16 protein-coding genes are annotated in these 15,090 nt (G+C 70.0%); 8 read left to right on the plus strand and 8 right to left on the minus strand.

The window, feature by feature from the left end:
* Positions 1 to 24: 24 nt before the first annotated feature.
* Positions 25 to 1,398 carry an FAD-binding oxidoreductase gene (locus ACWEOE_RS21385; RefSeq protein ID WP_452011755.1) on the minus strand — a complete coding sequence of 458 codons (1,374 nt, stop codon included), beginning with the start codon at positions 1,396 to 1,398 and terminating at the stop codon, positions 25 to 27.
* Positions 1,399 to 2,250: 852 nt separating this feature from the next.
* On the opposite strand from ACWEOE_RS21385, the gene ACWEOE_RS21390 reads away from it, so the two are divergent.
* Positions 2,251 to 2,556: a winged helix-turn-helix transcriptional regulator gene (locus ACWEOE_RS21390; protein ID WP_452011756.1), complete on the plus strand. Its 306-nt coding sequence runs from the start codon at positions 2,251 to 2,253 to the stop codon at positions 2,554 to 2,556.
* Positions 2,557 to 2,617: 61 nt separating this feature from the next.
* Here ACWEOE_RS21390 and ACWEOE_RS21395 read toward each other — a convergent pair whose 3' ends face one another.
* Positions 2,618 to 3,118: a DUF3830 family protein gene (locus ACWEOE_RS21395; protein ID WP_452011758.1), complete on the minus strand. Its 501-nt coding sequence runs from the start codon at positions 3,116 to 3,118 to the stop codon at positions 2,618 to 2,620.
* Between the two features lie 3 nt (positions 3,119 to 3,121).
* The gene (locus ACWEOE_RS21400; protein ID WP_452011760.1) at positions 3,122 to 4,381 is read right to left on the minus strand and encodes an aspartate aminotransferase family protein; all 1,260 of its coding nucleotides are present in this window, start codon (positions 4,379 to 4,381) and stop codon (positions 3,122 to 3,124) included.
* 103 nt (positions 4,382 to 4,484) lie between these two features.
* Here ACWEOE_RS21400 and ACWEOE_RS21405 point away from each other — a divergent pair, with 103 nt between their 5' ends.
* From ACWEOE_RS21405 to ACWEOE_RS21415, 3 genes are all read left to right on the plus strand, one after another.
* A complete protein-coding gene (locus ACWEOE_RS21405) occupies positions 4,485 to 5,948 on the plus strand; it encodes an NAD-dependent succinate-semialdehyde dehydrogenase (protein WP_452011762.1) in 1,464 nt (487 codons plus the stop codon).
* The gene (locus ACWEOE_RS21410) at positions 5,945 to 7,003 is read left to right on the plus strand and encodes a tartrate dehydrogenase (RefSeq protein WP_452011765.1); all 1,059 of its coding nucleotides are present in this window, start codon (positions 5,945 to 5,947) and stop codon (positions 7,001 to 7,003) included. Before ACWEOE_RS21405 ends, ACWEOE_RS21410 begins: the two co-directional genes overlap by 4 nt.
* 78 nt (positions 7,004 to 7,081) lie before the next feature.
* Positions 7,082 to 7,540: a DUF4262 domain-containing protein gene (locus ACWEOE_RS21415; RefSeq protein ID WP_452011768.1), complete on the plus strand. Its 459-nt coding sequence runs from the start codon at positions 7,082 to 7,084 to the stop codon at positions 7,538 to 7,540.
* 55 nt (positions 7,541 to 7,595) lie between these two features.
* On the opposite strand, the gene ACWEOE_RS21420 is transcribed toward ACWEOE_RS21415, so the two are convergent.
* Genes ACWEOE_RS21420 through ACWEOE_RS21430 form a run of 3 tightly spaced genes read right to left on the minus strand, consistent with a single transcriptional unit; the run spans position 7,596 to position 9,822 of the window.
* Complete coding sequence (locus ACWEOE_RS21420; protein ID WP_452012154.1) at positions 7,596 to 8,291, minus strand: GntR family transcriptional regulator; 696 nt, start codon at positions 8,289 to 8,291, stop codon at positions 7,596 to 7,598.
* Positions 8,292 to 8,300: 9 nt separating this feature from the next.
* Positions 8,301 to 9,035 carry a maleate cis-trans isomerase family protein gene (locus ACWEOE_RS21425; protein WP_452011770.1) on the minus strand — a complete coding sequence of 245 codons (735 nt, stop codon included), beginning with the start codon at positions 9,033 to 9,035 and terminating at the stop codon, positions 8,301 to 8,303.
* 46 nt (positions 9,036 to 9,081) lie between these two features.
* Positions 9,082 to 9,822 (minus strand): maleate cis-trans isomerase family protein, encoded by a 741-nt coding sequence (locus ACWEOE_RS21430; RefSeq protein WP_452011772.1) that lies wholly within the window; start codon positions 9,820 to 9,822, stop codon positions 9,082 to 9,084.
* A gap of 162 nt (positions 9,823 to 9,984) precedes the next feature.
* On the opposite strand from ACWEOE_RS21430, the gene ACWEOE_RS21435 reads away from it, so the two are divergent.
* The 3 genes from ACWEOE_RS21435 to ACWEOE_RS21445 all read left to right on the plus strand — a co-directional run bounded on the left by ACWEOE_RS21435 (position 9,985) and on the right by ACWEOE_RS21445 (position 12,631).
* On the plus strand, positions 9,985 to 10,929 hold the full coding sequence (locus ACWEOE_RS21435; protein ID WP_452011774.1) for a D-2-hydroxyacid dehydrogenase: 945 nt from the start codon (positions 9,985 to 9,987) through the stop codon (positions 10,927 to 10,929).
* Positions 10,926 to 12,308, plus strand: coding sequence for an amidase (locus ACWEOE_RS21440; RefSeq protein WP_452011776.1), 1,383 nt, complete (start codon positions 10,926 to 10,928; stop codon positions 12,306 to 12,308). The genes ACWEOE_RS21435 and ACWEOE_RS21440 overlap by 4 nt, the downstream gene beginning before the upstream one ends.
* 110 nt (positions 12,309 to 12,418) lie before the next feature.
* On the plus strand, positions 12,419 to 12,631 hold the full coding sequence (locus ACWEOE_RS21445) for a hypothetical protein (protein WP_326565849.1): 213 nt from the start codon (positions 12,419 to 12,421) through the stop codon (positions 12,629 to 12,631).
* On the opposite strand, the gene ACWEOE_RS21450 is transcribed toward ACWEOE_RS21445, so the two are convergent.
* Complete coding sequence (locus ACWEOE_RS21450) at positions 12,632 to 13,306, minus strand: ArsR/SmtB family transcription factor (RefSeq protein ID WP_452011779.1); 675 nt, start codon at positions 13,304 to 13,306, stop codon at positions 12,632 to 12,634. It abuts the gene before it with no gap.
* A 65-nt stretch (positions 13,307 to 13,371) separates the two neighbouring features.
* Between ACWEOE_RS21450 and ACWEOE_RS21455 the strand changes: the two genes are divergently transcribed.
* Positions 13,372 to 13,842 carry a MaoC family dehydratase gene (locus ACWEOE_RS21455; RefSeq protein WP_452011782.1) on the plus strand — a complete coding sequence of 157 codons (471 nt, stop codon included), beginning with the start codon at positions 13,372 to 13,374 and terminating at the stop codon, positions 13,840 to 13,842.
* Here the strand turns inward: ACWEOE_RS21455 and ACWEOE_RS21460 are convergent.
* Positions 13,820 to 15,073 (minus strand): MFS transporter, encoded by a 1,254-nt coding sequence (locus tag ACWEOE_RS21460; RefSeq protein ID WP_452011784.1) that lies wholly within the window; start codon positions 15,071 to 15,073, stop codon positions 13,820 to 13,822. The two genes, ACWEOE_RS21455 and ACWEOE_RS21460, sit on opposite strands and share 23 nt — an antisense overlap.
* Positions 15,074 to 15,090 lie beyond the last annotated feature (17 nt).

Consider the following 15,090-nt stretch of genomic DNA (forward strand, 5'->3'; position numbering starts at 1 on the left):
ACTTTCTGGCTCAGGCTCAAAGCTTCAAGAGAAGAGGACACCGGGGTTGAGGATTCCGGCGGGATCGAAGCCCTGCTTGATCCGCCGCAGGAGCTCGAGCTTCGCCGGGTCTTCGAGTTCCTTGTGGTACTTGGTTTTCGTGCGGCCGAGGCCGTGCTCGCCCGAGATCGCGCCGCCGAGGTCCATGGCGCAGGTGAAGATGTCGGTGAGCAGCTTCGTGCGGACTTCGGAGTCCTTGCAGAAGATCGCGAGGTGCACATTGCCGTCGCCGGCGTGGCCGCAGCCGATCGCACCGGCACCCGCGGTCTGCGCCAGCTCGCGTGCCTTCGTGAGGAAGGGCGACATCGCCGAGCGCGGCACCACCACGTCGATCACGTCGTCCGCCCCGGCCGATTTCGCCGACCAGAACGCCTTTTCCCGCGCCTCGATGAGCCGGCGCGCGGAACCGCCTTCGAGCACGTACACGTCGATCGCGCCGAGCTCACCCAGCAGTTCGCCGAGCGTCTCCACGTCTTCGGCGAGCCGGCCCGTGTCACGGTTTTCCAGCGCCACCACCAGGTAGGCCTGCACCTTGTCGCGGATCGCGTCGGGCACACCGAGCTCGAGCTTCTCGTTGTAGACGATCGCGGCCATCGTGAGGTTGTCGATGTACTCGAGGATGTGGGGCGCGAGCCCGCTCGTGACGATCTTCGGCACTGCGGCCATCACCTGGTCGAAGTCGTCGAACGGCGCGAGCACGGTGGCGCCGTGGGGCAGCCGCGGGTGCAGCTTCACGGTGACCTCGGTGGCGAGCGCGAGCGTGCCCTCCGAGCCGACGATCAGCTGCGTGAGGTCGTACCCGGTGGAGATCTTCGACGTGCGCCCGCCCGTGCGGATGATCTCGCCGGTCGGCAGCACGGCCTGCAGCCCCAGCACGTTGCTCCGGGTGACGCCGTACTTGATCGCGCGCATGCCACCCGCGTTGGTGCCGACGTTGCCGCCGACGCTCGCGCTCAGCTCACCGGGGTACACCGGGTAGGTGAGTCCCGCCTCGGCCGTGCGCTGGTCCAGCTCCGCCAGCGTGACACCCGGCTGCACCACCGCGACGTGGTTGACGGTGTCGATCTCGAGCACGGAGTTCATCCGCTCGAACGACACGAGCAGGCCGCCCTCGACGGGCCGGGCGGCGGCCGACAACCCGGTGCCGGATCCGCGCGCCGTGACGGGCAGCCTCGCTTCCGACGCCGCCTTGAGCAGCTGCGCGACTTCTTCGGCGCTGTGCGGCTTCGCGACGTACGCCGGCTTCTGCTGCTGCACGCTCAGCGCTTCGTCGTGGGCGTAGTCGTCGGAGATCGCTTCGCCGACCAGCAGGTTTTCCGTCCCCACGATCTCCGCCAACCGTGCCGCGACGGTACCCATCAGCTGCCACTTCCTCACGCGCCGGTGTCTGGTTACCGAAGCGTAGTACGTCGCGTGGAGCGCTCGCTATGGATCTTCTTCACGTTCGCGAGAGGGGTGTCGCGAGAGGACCGTTCGCGCCGTGGGGCGACCGACGGCCGTTGCGGCCAGGTCGCCGTCGTCGCGGAACAAGAAACGGCCATTTCGGCGACGCCCCGCGAGCCGCCGAAAAATGGCCGAAGAATGGAAGAAGGCCACGCCGTGGCCCGTGTTCAGGAAAACGTGGTGGCAATTCTGAGCGAGGGGACCGGCCCGCGCCAACAGGCCGGCCCCCGGTGAAATCTTGCCGCCAGATCAGACAAGCCAGCCGAGCACGTGCGCCAGGTGGGCGAGCAGACCCGTGATCAGGTCGTGGCCGTGGTGCACGTGCTGGGTGAACATCTGCATTGGAGGGGCTCCTTGTTCTGATTTGTGTTCAGTTGTGCTCTCGCGAGGAGCGAACGAAGATTTTCATCGCCCTGGCGTGGTGTCAAAAAGCCATTCGCCGGACCGGGCGGGCGTCACTAATCTTCCCACCATAAACGTGTAAGGCTTTCGTGTTCTTGGGCGGGGTGTCACTGTGGACGGACGGCCACGGTCGGTAGCCGATCGGCAAGTTGATCACTCTCGGTAGCAGACTTCCGTTGCGACAACCGGGCGGCGCCGCTACCCGAACCGGTGATGAGGTCGCCACGAATGGTGAATTTCCGAGGTTCACACGCTCGGGTGACGGCAGGCCGTGTCAAGGCCCGCGACGGTCGCGTCAGGACTTCGTCAACGCCTTGGTTTGCCTGCGCCGGACCGCTTTAGCGTCGCGGCCGAAGGAGGTGTGCCGTGCCTGGACCGCTGCACGTGACCGGTTATCGCAAGGCTGTCGAGGTGATCGACGTGCTCACCGAGGGTGAAACCGCGTTCACCGAGCTGCGCAAACGCACCCGACTGTCGCGTCAATGGCTGGGCCGGGTACTGCGGGTGCTCGCCGCCGAGGGGCTCGTGCGCGGCACCGGTTCGTGGGACACGCGGCCCGCGCCCGGCACGAAGTTCGCGCTGACCACCGAGGGTCGTTGCCTGGCCGACGAGCTGGCCGACCTCGAACTGTGGACGGCGCTGTACGAGAACTACGTCAACGGCGCCAACTGAAGACGGGAGGTCTCCGCGCCCGACCGGGCGGACGCCGGACGCGGAGGCCTCCCGAAGGCGTTTACTCGGCCCGAGCGTAGGTGAGCGTCTCGCCTTCGACGCCCCGCAGCCACAGGTCCTGTGCGGCCGCCGCCATGTCGGCCAGGCCTTCCTCGATCGTGGCGAACACGTTGCCCGGCACCCAGCCGGCGTCGCCGTTGATCAGCAGGTTGTTGCGCCCGTAGAAGATCGCGAGGTCCGTGGCGCCCTGGTCGCCGTGGGCTTCGCTGTCGTCGTCGTAGCCGTACGCGGGGTTGCCGATCTCCCACGCCTCGAACCCGAAGTACACGACATCACCCGGGATCGGTGTGATCGTGGGGTTTTCGCGCCCCGGCTTGGGGTTCGCGAAGGGCGGCACGAGCGTGTAGACCTCGTTGCGCGCGTACTTGGCGTGGTAGGCCGAACCGCTCTGCGGCAGTGCGTCCCACACGGCCTGGCAGGTGCGCGGCGCCTCGGCGTCGAGCAGCCGCGCGCGGCAGGAGACGCCCCGCTTGTCGAGTGTGATCGTGATGTAGCGCGCCATTCCTCAGCTCCCCGCGGTGACGGAAGCGACCACGTCGCCCCAGATCTTCAGTGCGTCGTCGACCTGCTCGGCGTTCACGACGAGCGGCGGGACCATGCGCACCACGTTCGAGTAAGCACCGCAGGTGAGCAGCAGCAGGCCGTTCTTCGCGGCCGTCTGCTGCGCGGCGGCGGCCGTCGCGGTGTCCGGAGTGCCGTCGGCGGCGGTGAACTCCGTGCCCACGAGCAGGCCGAGGCCGCGGACCTCACCGATCCCCGGCGTCTTGTCCGCGATCAGCCGCGCGCCCTCGACCAGCTGACGGCCGCGTTCGGCGGCGTTCTCCACGAGCTTCTCGTCGCGGATCACGTCGAGCGTCGCGACCGCCGCGGCGCACGACACGGCGTTGCCGCCGTACGTGCCGCCCTGCGAACCGGGGTACGCCTTCGCCATCAGCTCCTGCGAAGCGGCGATACCCGAGAGGGGGAAGCCGCTCGCGAGGCCTTTCGCGATGAGCACGACGTCGGGTGTGATGCCGAAGTGGTCGTGGCCCCAGAACTTGCCCGTGCGGCCGAACCCGGCCTGGATCTCGTCGACCACGAGCACGATGCCGTGGCGGTCGGCGCGCTCGCGCAGACCGGCCATGAACTCGCTGTTGGCCGGCACGTAACCGCCCTCGCCGAGGATCGGCTCGACGAAGATCGCGGCCGTCTCGCTCGGCGCGGAGACGGTCTGGAACAGGTAGTCGAGCTCGCGCAGCGCGAACTTCGTGGCGGTCTGCTCGTCCCAGCCGTAGTGGTAGGCGTAGGGGAACGGTGCCACGTGCACGCCGCCCATCAGCGGGCCGATGCCCGTGCTGAAGCGGGTGCCCGACGTGGTCATGGTGGCTGCCGCGACCGTGCGGCCATGGAAGCCGCCCTGGAACACGATCACGTTCGGGCGCTTGGTCGCCTGGCGCGCCAGCCGCAGCGCCGCTTCCACGGCTTCGCTGCCGGAGTTGGCGTAGAACAGCGAGTCGAGACCTGTCGGCAGCACCTCACCGAGGCGGCTCGTGAGCTCCAGCAACGGCTTGTGCATCACGGTCGTGTACTGGCCGTGGATGAGCTTGCCGATCTGGTCGCGCGCGGCCTCGACGACGCGCGGGTGGCAGTGGCCGGTACTGGTCACGCCGATCCCCGCGGTGAAGTCGAGGTGACGTTTCCCGTCGACGTCGTAGAGGTACACCCCTTCACCGTGGTCGACCACGACGGGAGTTGCCTGCTTGAGCAGCGGGGAAAGCTCGGCCATGCGGCGCTCCTGGTTCTTGGTGTGAGGTTCCGCCTTCAGCGGTTGTCGATTGTTGACAATATCCATAGCATGGCCCTCGGGACAACACGGAGGAGCAAGCTGGATGAGCGCGATCACTGAAGCCGGCGTCGTCGGCGCGGTCGACAAGGACCTCTTCATCGGCGGTAAGTGGGTGCCCGCGAAGAGCGGGAAGACCTTCGAGGTGCAGGACCCGTCCACCGGCACCACCCTGTGCGAGGTGGCCGACGCCGGCGCCGAGGACGGCATGGCGGCGCTCGACGCGGCCGTCGCGGCGCAGGCCGGCTGGGCCGCCGTCGCGCCCCGCGAGCGCGGCGAGATCCTCCGCCGCGCCTACGACCTGCTGATCGAGCGCCGCGACGAGCTGGCGTTGCTGATGACGCTCGAGATGGGCAAGCCGCTGGCCGAGGCCGCCGGCGAGATCACCTACGCCGCCGAGTTCTTCCGCTGGTTCGCCGAAGAGGCCGTGCGCATCGACGGCGGCTACGCGGTGGCGCCCAACGGCGTCGGCCGGTTCCTGATCACCAAGCAGCCCGTGGGTCCGACGCTGCTGATCACGCCGTGGAACTTCCCGATGGCGATGGGCACGCGCAAGATCGGCCCGGCCATCGCCGCCGGCTGCACGATGGTGATCAAGCCGGCCGCGCAGACGCCGTTGTCGATGCTCGCGCTGGCCGCGATCCTCGTCGAAGCGGGCTTGCCCGAAGGGGTGCTCAACGTCGTCACGACCACCGACGCGGGTGGCGTGATGGAGCCGCTGATCCGCGACGGACGCGCGCGCAAGCTGTCGTTCACCGGCTCGACCGCGGTCGGGCGCAAGTTGCTGGAGCAGTGCGCGGAGAAGGTCCTGCGCACGTCGATGGAGCTGGGTGGCAACGCGCCGTTCCTGGTCTTCGAAGACGCGGACCTCGACGCCGCCGTCGAGGGCGCGATGCAGGCGAAGATGCGCAACATCGGCGAAGCGTGCACCGCGGCCAACCGGTTCTACGTGCAGCGCGGTGTGGCCGAGGAGTTCTCGCGACGGCTGACCGAGCGCATGCAGGCGCTGGCGATGGGCCGGGGCACCGAGGACGGCGTGGTCGTCGGTCCGCTCATCGACGAAGCCGCCGTGCGCAAGGTGACCGAGCTGGTCAAGGACGCCACCGACCGGGGCGCGCGGGTGCTCACCGGCGGCGGGACCGTCGACGGGCCGGGGCACTTCTACCAGGCCACGGTGCTCACCGACGTGCCCGTGGACGCGCGGATGGCGTCGGAGGAGATCTTCGGCCCGGTCGCGCCGATCACGCCGTTCGACACCGAGGACGAGGTGATCGCGGAGGCCAACAACACGGAGTACGGCCTGGTTTCGTACGTGTTCACCAACGATGTGAAGCGTGCGCTGCGGGTGTCGGAGCGGCTCGAGGCCGGCATGATCGGGCTCAACCAGGGGATCGTGTCGAACCCGGCGGCGCCGTTCGGTGGCGTCAAGCAGTCTGGGCTCGGGCGTGAAGGCGGCACGGTGGGCATCGAGGAGTTCCTCGAGACGAAGTACATCGCGGTGAGCCTGTGAGCGAGTACCGCATCGCGAGCATCCCGGGCGACGGGATCGGCGTCGACGTCACGATCGAGGCGCGCAAGGTCCTGGACGCGGCCGCGGCGAGGCACGGTTTTTCCCTGTCGTGGACCGAGTTCGACTGGAGCTGCGAGCGCTACACCCAGTCCGGCGCGATGATGCCGGACGACGGCGTGGCGCAGCTGGCCGCGTTCGACGGCATCCTGCTGGGTGCCGTCGGGTTCCCGGGCGTGCCGGACCACGTTTCCCTGTGGGGCTTGCTGATCCCGCTGCGGCGCGCGTTCCAGCAGTACGTGAACCTGCGGCCGGTGCGGCTGCTGCCGGGCACCACGTCGGTGCTCGCGGGGCGGTCGGCCGACGAGCTGGAGATGGTGATCGTCCGCGAGAACTCCGAGGGTGAGTACTCGTCGATCGGCGGCCGGCACAACTCCGGCCGGCCGGACGAGTTCGTGCTGCAGGAATCGGTGTTCACGCGGGTCGGTGTGGAGCGGATCATCCGGTACGCCTTCGAGTTGGCGCGCACGCGTTCTTCGCGCGTGACGTCGGCGACGAAGTCCAACGGGCTGATCCACTCGATGCCGTTCTGGGACGAGATCTTCGCCGAGGTCGCGGCGAAGTACCCGGATGTCGAAAGTGGACAGATGCACGTGGACGCGCTCGCGGCGCGGATGGTGCAGGCGCCCGAGAAGCTCGACGTGGTCGTGGGGTCGAACCTCTTCGGCGACATCCTGAGCGACCTGGCGGCCGCCATCACGGGCGGACTGGGCATGGCACCGTCCGGAAACATCAACCCATCGGGTGACTTTCCGTCGATGTTCGAAGCGGTCCACGGCAGTGCTCCGGACATCGCCGGCCAGGGCATCGCCAACCCGGTGGCCCAGATCCTGGCGGGCGCGATGCTGCTCGAACACCTGGGCGAACCCGGTGCCGCGCAAGCGATCCGCACGTCCGTCGACGAGGTTCTCACCGCGGGCGCCGAGCTCACCCCCGACCTCGGCGGCACCGCTACCACAACTCGCCTCGGCACGGCGGTGGCCGAAGCGCTCCGCTGATTTTTCGTCGGTGCTCCCCGCTTCACTTCTCCTCGACCGACCGGCACCCGCCGGTCCGCTTCACGAGGGGGACCACCGATGTGCGAGCAATGCGAAGACAGACCGCGGTACCTGGCGGAGATCATCGACCGGATCGAGGAGTTCGGTTGGTGCGTCCAGGGCGTGCTGGGAACGGGTTCCCGGCCGCCCTGGGCGTACACCGTCGGGCTGACCGCCCACGGGCTGCCGGAACTCGTGGTCACCGGCCTGCCTCCGCACCCGGCCGTCCTGGTGCTGAGCGCGCTCGCCGACCGGTCCTTCGCCTCCGGCCCACCGCATCCCGGTGAGGTCTTTTCCTTGCGGGGCTTGCCTTCCATCGAGGTGGTCGCGCTCACCTCGCCCGCCACGCACCTGTCGATCGCGGCGTCGCTCTACGGTTCGGACGTCCGCGCGCTCCAGCTGGTCCACGCCGACGAGGCCGGCCGGTTCCCGTGGTCACCGTCCTATCGCGACGGTCTCGGTGGGCAGCCGGTGCTGGGGGAGCGGGCCGATGGCTGAACCCTTGTGGCGGCGGGTGGCGTCCCGCCTGCGCCCGCGCTTCGCCTCGCCGGTGTCAGGCCGGTGCCGGCGCTTCGGCCTCGCCCTCCGTCAGGCGGGTTCCCGGCACCAGACGGCCGATCGCGTCGTCCATGTGGGCGTCCAGCAGACGCAGCGCGGCTTCCGCGTCGCCGGTGCGCAGCGCGTCGATGATGCGCGTGTGTTCGTCCACGCGGTCTTCCACGCCCTGGTACGTGCTTTGCAGCAGTGTCAGGCACATGCGCGTCTCGATGAGGAGCGTGCGGGCCATGCGGACGAGCCGTTTGCTGCCGGAGGCGTTGATGAGGGCCTCGTGGAAGGCGAGGTCGGCGGTCGAGAGCGCCGTCGGGTCGTCGTCGTTCGCGGCGGCGGCCATGGCGGCCACGGCCTGCTCCAGCACGTTCGCGATGTGCTCGCGGTCGCCGCGCAGGGCGCACAGCAGGGCGGCGCGCTCGACGGCGGATCGCGCCAGGTAGATGTCGAACACGTCGCTCGGCTCGAGGTCGATCACGAACAGGCCGCGGTGGCGCTCACTGCGCAGCAGGCCTTCCGACACGAGGTGCTGCATCGCTTCGCGGAGGGGGCCGCGCGAGACCTGGAAGCGGGAGGCGAGATCGGTTTCACCGAGCTGGGTGCCGGGAGGCAGCGCGCCGGTCATGATCGCGTCGCGCAGCTGGCGCGCGATCACGGCGGCGGTCGACTCGCGGCTCACGGGTTCGATGTCGGGCAGCACCACCACGGCTCAGCTCCTCACCCGGAACAGCGCGCCCAGCGAACGCACCAGCCGGGTCGTGCCGGTGAGGCGCAGGCCTTCCCAGATCGTCACCTGGTTGGCCGTGAGCACGGGCTTGCCGAGCGCGGTCTCGATGGCGTTGATCTCGCCGAGCGTGCGCATCGCGGTGTCGGGCACGAGCACGGCGTCGGCCTCCGGGTGGTCGTTCTCCACGGCCAGGCGCACCACGGCCTCGGGCTCGAGCCGGCCGACCTCGGCGGCGGTGTCGATGCCCGCGCTGGCCATCGTCAGCACCTCGATGCCGCCGGCCGCGAGGAAGTCCACGAACAGGCGCGCCACGTCGTCGGGATAGCTCGCGGCCACCGCAACCCGCTTCACGCCGAGGGCCTGCGCCGCGTGCACGAAGGCGAACGACGTGCTCGATGCCGGGACCCCGGACACCGCGGCGAGGCGGTCGGCCTGGTCGCGCGCCCCGTCCCAGCCGTACACGAAGCTGCCGGACGTGCAGGCCCAGATCACCGCGTCGGGCTCGTGCTTGGCGAGCAGGGCGGCGCCGTCGGCGAGGCGGGCCTCGCTGCCGAGGTCGAGCAGCTCGGGCACGGCGTGCAGGTCAGTGCCGTAGATGTGCTCGACCGGCAGCCGGATGTCGCCTTCGTCGGTGCCCGAGCCGCCGAGCAGCTGCTCGGCGAGCGGGTAGTCGTCCTCGGCCGCGTGGTCGGGGTAGATGAAGCCGATCGTGGTCACGAAACCTCCGGGATGAGCAGATTGTCGACAATCTTAGCCAGGTGCGTCAAGAGACCTCCCGCAGCCACTTGCCGGGACCGACGATCGGCAGGTTCATGCGGCGCAGGCACGCCCACATGGTCAGCTGGTTGGCCGTGAGCACGGGCTTGCCCAGCGCGGCCTCGAGAGGCTCGATCAAGTCGAACGTGGGGAGGTTGGTGCAGCTGACGAAGATCGCTTCGGCGTCGCTGTGATCGGCGGCGAGGATGCGCTCGGCGATGGTGCGGTAGCTGACTTTCCAGATGCCGCCGCCCAGGCCGAGGTGGTCGCTGGACACCGTGGTCACGCCGAGCTCGGCGAGGAAGTCGTGGAGCTTGCCGGTGAGGTCGGCGTCGTAGGGGGTGAGCACCGAGATCCGGTGCAGGTCGAGCTGCTGCAGCACCTCGGCCAGCGCCCCCGAGGTCGTCACGGCGTCGGGCGCGCCCGCGTCGCAGATCGCCTTGGTGAGGGAGCGTTCGTAGTCGATGCCGTTCACGAAGCTGCCCGACGTGCAGAGGTAGGCGACCACCTCGGGCTCGACGTGCAGCACGTCGCGCGTCGCTGCCGCGAGGTGGCGGCTGTCGCTCACGAGCTGCGCCATCTCCATGCTCACGGGCACGGGCTCGTACGGCGTGCGGGCGAGGTGGAGGGAGACCTCCATCGGCACCCACCGCCAGAGTTCGCGTTCGAGGGCGAGGTCGAACGGTGCGATCACGCCGATGCCGCGCTGGGCTAGCGGGCCCTCGAACGCGAGGATGTCCAGATCCAAGGTTCAGCCTCCGGAATACGCCGGTGCAGATGACACGTCCGGTGCTCCGGGGGTCGTCCTCGGATTGTTGACAATCATACGAGCCACTTTTACGGTGTCAATGTGATCGCCTCGGAATTTCCCGTACTGGCGGTGCTGTGCGGGTCGGCTCCACCACCGGACATGGCCGCTATCGAAAAGGCGGCGGTGGTTCGTTACACCGACGCGGGAGGACTGACCGAAGCGCTTACCGGAGCACAGGGGCTGTTCGTCTACGACTTCCTCTCCACGGCTGTGCCCGGCGCCTGGCACGCGGCCGGTGACCTGCGCTGGCTGCACATTGCGAGCGCGGGCGTCGACCCGGTGCTGTTCCCCGGGCTGATCGAGAGCGACGTGGTGCTCACGAACTCGCGCGGGGTGTTCGACGACGCCATCGCCGAGTACGTACTGGGCGTGGTTCTGGCCTTCGCCAAGGACTTCGCGCGTTCGCTCGACCTGCAGCGCGCCGGCACGTGGCAGCACCGGGAGACCGAACGCGTCGCCGGGCGGGAGGTGCTCGTGGTGGGCACGGGTCCGATCGGCCGGTCGATCGCGCGGCTGCTGAGGGCGGCCGGGCTGCGCGTGTCCGGGGCCGGGCGGCGTCCACGCTCGGGCGACCCCGACTTCGGAGAGGTACACGACTCGGCCCAGCTCGCGAAGCACCTGCCGGCGTTCGACTACGTGGTGGCCGTCGCGCCGCTCACGGAACAGACGAAGGGCATGTTCGACGCGGCGGCGTTCGCGGCGATGAAGCCGTCGGCGCGGTTCGTGAACGTGGGGCGCGGTGAGCTGGTGGTCACGTCGGACCTGGTGGCGGCGTTGCGCGGCGGCGAGATCGCCGGTGCGGCCCTCGACGTGTTCGACACCGAGCCGCTGCCGTCCGACAGTCCACTCTGGACGATGCCGAACGTGCTGCTGTCGCCGCACATGTCGGGGGACTTCCTGGGCTGGCGCACCACTCTGGTAGAGGTGTTCGCGGCGAACTTCCGCCGCTGGGTGGCCGGGGAGCCGTTGCACAACGTCGTGGACAAGCGGCTCGGATACGTGCCGTCGGAATCTCAGTCGGAATCTCAGGGAGCAGCCGGATGAGCCACCGGGAACTGACCGCCAGCGAGCTGGTCGCCGCCTACGCCACCGGTGAGGTCTCGCCGGTGGAGGCGACCGAGGACGCGTTGCAGGCCATCGAGGAACGCGACGGCGACCTCAACGCGTTCTGCCTCGTCGACGCCGACCGCGCGCTGGCACAGGCGAAGGCGGCCGAGCTCCGCTGGCGCGACGGCAACCCGATCGGGTGGCTGGACGGTGTGCCCTCGTCGATCAAGGACATGTTCCTCACGGCCGGCTGGCCCACGCGGCGGGGCTCGACGAGCATCCCGGTGGATCAGCCGTGGGACGTGGACAGTCCCGTGATGGCGCGGATGCGCGAGGCCGGCCTGGTGGTGCTGGGCAAGACCACCACGCCCGAGATCGCGTGGAAGGGCGTGACCGACAGCGAGCTCGTCGGCATCACCCGCAACCCGGTGAACCCGGCGATGACCGCGGGCGGGTCGAGCGGCGGCAGCGCGGCGGCCGTCGCGGCGGACATGGGTGCGCTGTCCGTGGGCACCGACGGCGGTGGTTCGGTGCGGATCCCGGCGTCGTTCTGCGGGATCGTGGGGATGAAGCCGACCCACGGGCGGATTCCGCTGTTCCCGGCGAGCCCGTTCGGCCCGCTTTCGCACGCCGGCCCGATGGCGCGCAGTGTCGACGACACCGCGCTGCTGCTCGACGTGATCGCCACCCCCGACCCGCGCGACCCGGCCGCGCTGGCGCCGCCCGTGTCCACCTTCCGCGAGGCCGTGCGGCGCGACGTGCGCGGGCTGATCGCGGCGTTCTCGCCGACGCTCGGTTACGTGGACGTCGACCCGGAGGTGGCGGCGATCGTCGCGGCCGCCGTGAAGGCGCTCGACGACGCGGGGCTGCAGATCGAGCAGGCCGACCCGGGGTTCGAGGACCCGAAGCCGGCGTTCGACGTGCTGTGGTCCACCGGCGCGGCGAAGCTGCTCGACTCGTTCCCGCCCGGCAGCGAGGACCGCGTGGACCCGGGCCTGCGCCGGGTGTGGGAGAAGGGCAAGACCTTCAGCGCGAGCGACTACCTCGACGCCACCGCGGAACGCGCAGCGCTCGGCATCCGCATGGGCGAGTTCCATACGCGCTACGACGTGCTGATCACCCCGACCATCCCGATCCCGCCGTTCGAGGCCGGGTACGACGTGCCGCCGGGCAGCGGGCTGAGCGAGTGGCCGGAGTGGACGCCGTTCACCTACCCGTTCAACATGACGCAGCAGCCGGCGATCAGCGTCCCGGCGGGGCGGACGTCGTCCGGTTTGCCCGTGGGGCTCCAGATCGTGGGCCCGCGGCACTCCGACGACCTCGTGCTGGCCGTGGCCAAACTGCTCGAAGAGGTCCGCCCCTGGGTGGCGCGCTGACGCGACCCACGTTGGGGTGAACTCCGGCCGCGACCACCGGAAACTGTGCCAGGGTCTCCCGCGTGCATTCCACGGGCTGGCGCTACGAACAGGCGATCCCCACAGTCGACATGACCGGTCAACCCACCCGCGTGATCGTGGGCCTCATCGAGCACGACGACCGTCTCTCGGCCGCCCTCCGCATCGACGACGGCCCCGCGGCGCTGGTCCCACTGGAAACGGGCGGTGAGCTGCTCAAGGCGCTGCGGCAGACCCTCGAGAGCTGGTGGAAGCTCGACGGCCACCGCGACGTCGCGCCCGAGCCGCGCTCACCCGGCCGCTAGCTACCGGAAACCCCAGCGGGCCAAGTGGTCGTGACCGGTTCGGGTGATCCGCAGGGCTCGTCCGGTCGGGCGGCGGCGCAGCCAGCCCGCGTCGAGCAGTCCGCTCAGCAGCGCTGTGCCGAGGGCCCCGGCGAGGTGGACGCTGCCGTGTGACCAGTCGAGGCAGGCGCGGACAGCTGGGGCGCCCGTGGTGCCGGTGATCTCAAGCGCGACGAGCAGCGGATGGCGGAAGGTTCGCACGGCGCCGGTCTCGCCGGGGTCCAGCGTGTCGACAACACCGTCTTCGCGCAGCCGCGTCGCGATGGTGACACCGAGCCGGCCGCCGAGGTGGCCGTAGCAGGCGCGGGCCTCCAACAGCTCGTCCGTCGGCGGTTCGGGCTGCAGCCTCGCCGGCAGTCGGGGCGGGGCGAGCGCGGCGAGCGCTTCCACGAGCTGGGCGACCTGCGGTCCGGCGAGGCGGTGCAGCCGTCGTCGGCCGGACTCCGTCGCTTGCACCAGACCCGCGTCGCACAGCCGGTGAAGGTGTGCGCTGGCTGTGGACGGAGCGATGCCCGCGACGGTCGCGAGGCTGCGAGCCGTGTGGGCGTCGCCGTCCATGAGCTGCAACAACATTGCCGCACGTGCGGGTTCGCCGATCGCCTGCGCGACGAGCGCGATGTCCGGTTCGGCCGCCATCGGCCGAGAATAGCCCGCTGACTGTTCGCTGCGGAGCGAACAGTTGCTGTGGTTAGCTGCCAGCCATGACCGAGTTCACGACGCCGATCGACGACCGCTGGTTCGAGGACTACCCGCAGGGCGCGGTGTACGAGTTCGGCGAGGCGGTGGTCACCGAAGCGGAGATCATCGACTACGCCCGCCGCTTCGATCCGCAGAGCTTCCACACCGACCCGGTGGCGGCGGAGCACGGGCCGTTCGGCGGGCTGGTCGCCAGCGGCTGGCACACCTGCGGCGTGATGATGCGGATGTTCGTGGACCACTTCCTGTCCTCGGTGTCCAGCCTGGGCAGCCCCGGCATGGACGACCTGCGCTGGCCACGGCCCGTCCGGCCCGGGGACAAGCTCCGCGTGCGCGCGACCATCGAGGAGGCGCGGCTGTCGAAGTCCAAGCCGGACCGCGGGCTGCTGCGCACGCACATCGAGCTGATCAACGCCGATGACGAGGTCGTGATGAGTGCGCACGCCGTCAACTTCATGGCAGTGCGCCCGAAGTAGCGGCCACCGGTTCCCGGCGGACCAGGCCACGGATCTGGCGGCTGGTCAACGCGAGCATGGTCGCCACCACGATGAGCACGCCGCACCCCACCAGGACCGGGGTGCGGCCAAGGTGATCGACCAGCGGGCCCGCGGCGATCTGGCCGATCGGCATCGCGGCCAGTGAGCCGAGCATGTCGTAGGAGTACACGCGGGCGAGGCGATCCTCCGGGATGTTCTCCTGCAACGACACGTCCCACACCACGCTGAACTGCTCCAGCGCCACTCCCGACACGATCATCGCGACCATGAACGGCACGACGGCGGGCCAGAGACCGAGGCTGAGCACCGGCATGGCCTCGATGGTCACCAGCACCACGCCGACGAACAACGCGCGCCGCGGCTGCCAGTGGGCGGCGATGACGCCGCCGAGCACGGAGCCGGCCGTGCCGAGGGCGAGGGCAAGGCCCCAGGCGGTGCGGCCGAAAGTCTCGTCGGCGACGACCGGGCCGATCACGGTGAGCGTGCCGAGGCCGGCGGCGTTGACGAAGGCGAACTGCACCACCACGATCCACACCCAGGCGCGCGAGCGGAACTCGTGCCAGCCGGCCACCAGCTCGGCGATCGGGTGGCCGGCGGAAATCCGGGCGCCGCGAGGCAGCCGGATCCCGCGGTAGGCGACCGCGGCCGCCAGGAACAGCAGGGCGTTCACCGCGACCGCCCAGCCCGAGCCGGCCACCGCGACCACGATCCCGGCGACGCCGGCGCCCGCGATGCGGCCGGTGTTGGTGAACAGGCGGATCAAGGCGTTGGCCTGACCGAGCTGCGTCCGCTCGACGGTCTGCGGCGTGATGGCCGCCGCGGCGGGCAGGGAGATGGCGGCGACGGCGCCGTTCACCGCGCTGAGCCCGACGAGGAACGGGATCGAGGCGAATCCACAAAGGACACTCACCGCGAGCACACCCTGCGTGACCCCGGCGGCGACCTCGGTGCCCTGCATGATCACCGAGCGCGGCAGCCGGTCGGCGAGCACACCACCGAACAGCAGCAGCGCGATGTTCGCGATCGAGCGCACGCCCACCACGAGCCCCAGGTCGACGGCCGAGCCGGTGAGGTCGAGCACGGCGAACGCGAGCGCGACCGGGGCGAGGGCGTTGGCGAAGGTCGCGAGGGTCCGGCCGGTGGCGAGGGCGCGGAAACTGCGTCCGCGCAGGGGCTCGAGGAGGCTCACGGCGAGCGAGTATCCGATCATCGGGACACCGCGCACAA

This window comes from Amycolatopsis sp. NPDC004368 (assembly GCF_053602515.1).

Bases quoted from the DNA above. Each gene is read 5' to 3' on its own strand.
- ACWEOE_RS21455 (WP_452011782.1), top strand. From the start codon at position 13,372: ATGACCGAGTTCACGACGCCGATCGACGACCGCTGGTTCGAGGACTAC.
- ACWEOE_RS21435 (WP_452011774.1), top strand. From the start codon at position 9,985: ATGGCCGCTATCGAAAAGGCGGCGGTGGTTCGTTACACCGACGCGGGA.
- ACWEOE_RS21445 (WP_326565849.1), top strand. From the start codon at position 12,419: ATGACCGGTCAACCCACCCGCGTGATCGTGGGCCTCATCGAGCACGAC.
- ACWEOE_RS21385 (WP_452011755.1), bottom strand. From the start codon at position 1,398: ATGGGTACCGTCGCGGCACGGTTGGCGGAGATCGTGGGGACGGAAAAC.
- ACWEOE_RS21395 (WP_452011758.1), bottom strand. From the start codon at position 3,118: ATGGCGCGCTACATCACGATCACACTCGACAAGCGGGGCGTCTCCTGC.
- ACWEOE_RS21405 (WP_452011762.1), top strand. From the start codon at position 4,485: ATGAGCGCGATCACTGAAGCCGGCGTCGTCGGCGCGGTCGACAAGGAC.
- ACWEOE_RS21460 (WP_452011784.1), bottom strand. From the start codon at position 15,073: ATGATCGGATACTCGCTCGCCGTGAGCCTCCTCGAGCCCCTGCGCGGA.
- ACWEOE_RS21440 (WP_452011776.1), top strand. From the start codon at position 10,926: ATGAGCCACCGGGAACTGACCGCCAGCGAGCTGGTCGCCGCCTACGCC.
- ACWEOE_RS21400 (WP_452011760.1), bottom strand. From the start codon at position 4,381: ATGGCCGAGCTTTCCCCGCTGCTCAAGCAGGCAACTCCCGTCGTGGTC.
- ACWEOE_RS21415 (WP_452011768.1), top strand. From the start codon at position 7,082: ATGTGCGAGCAATGCGAAGACAGACCGCGGTACCTGGCGGAGATCATC.
- ACWEOE_RS21450 (WP_452011779.1), bottom strand. From the start codon at position 13,306: ATGGCGGCCGAACCGGACATCGCGCTCGTCGCGCAGGCGATCGGCGAA.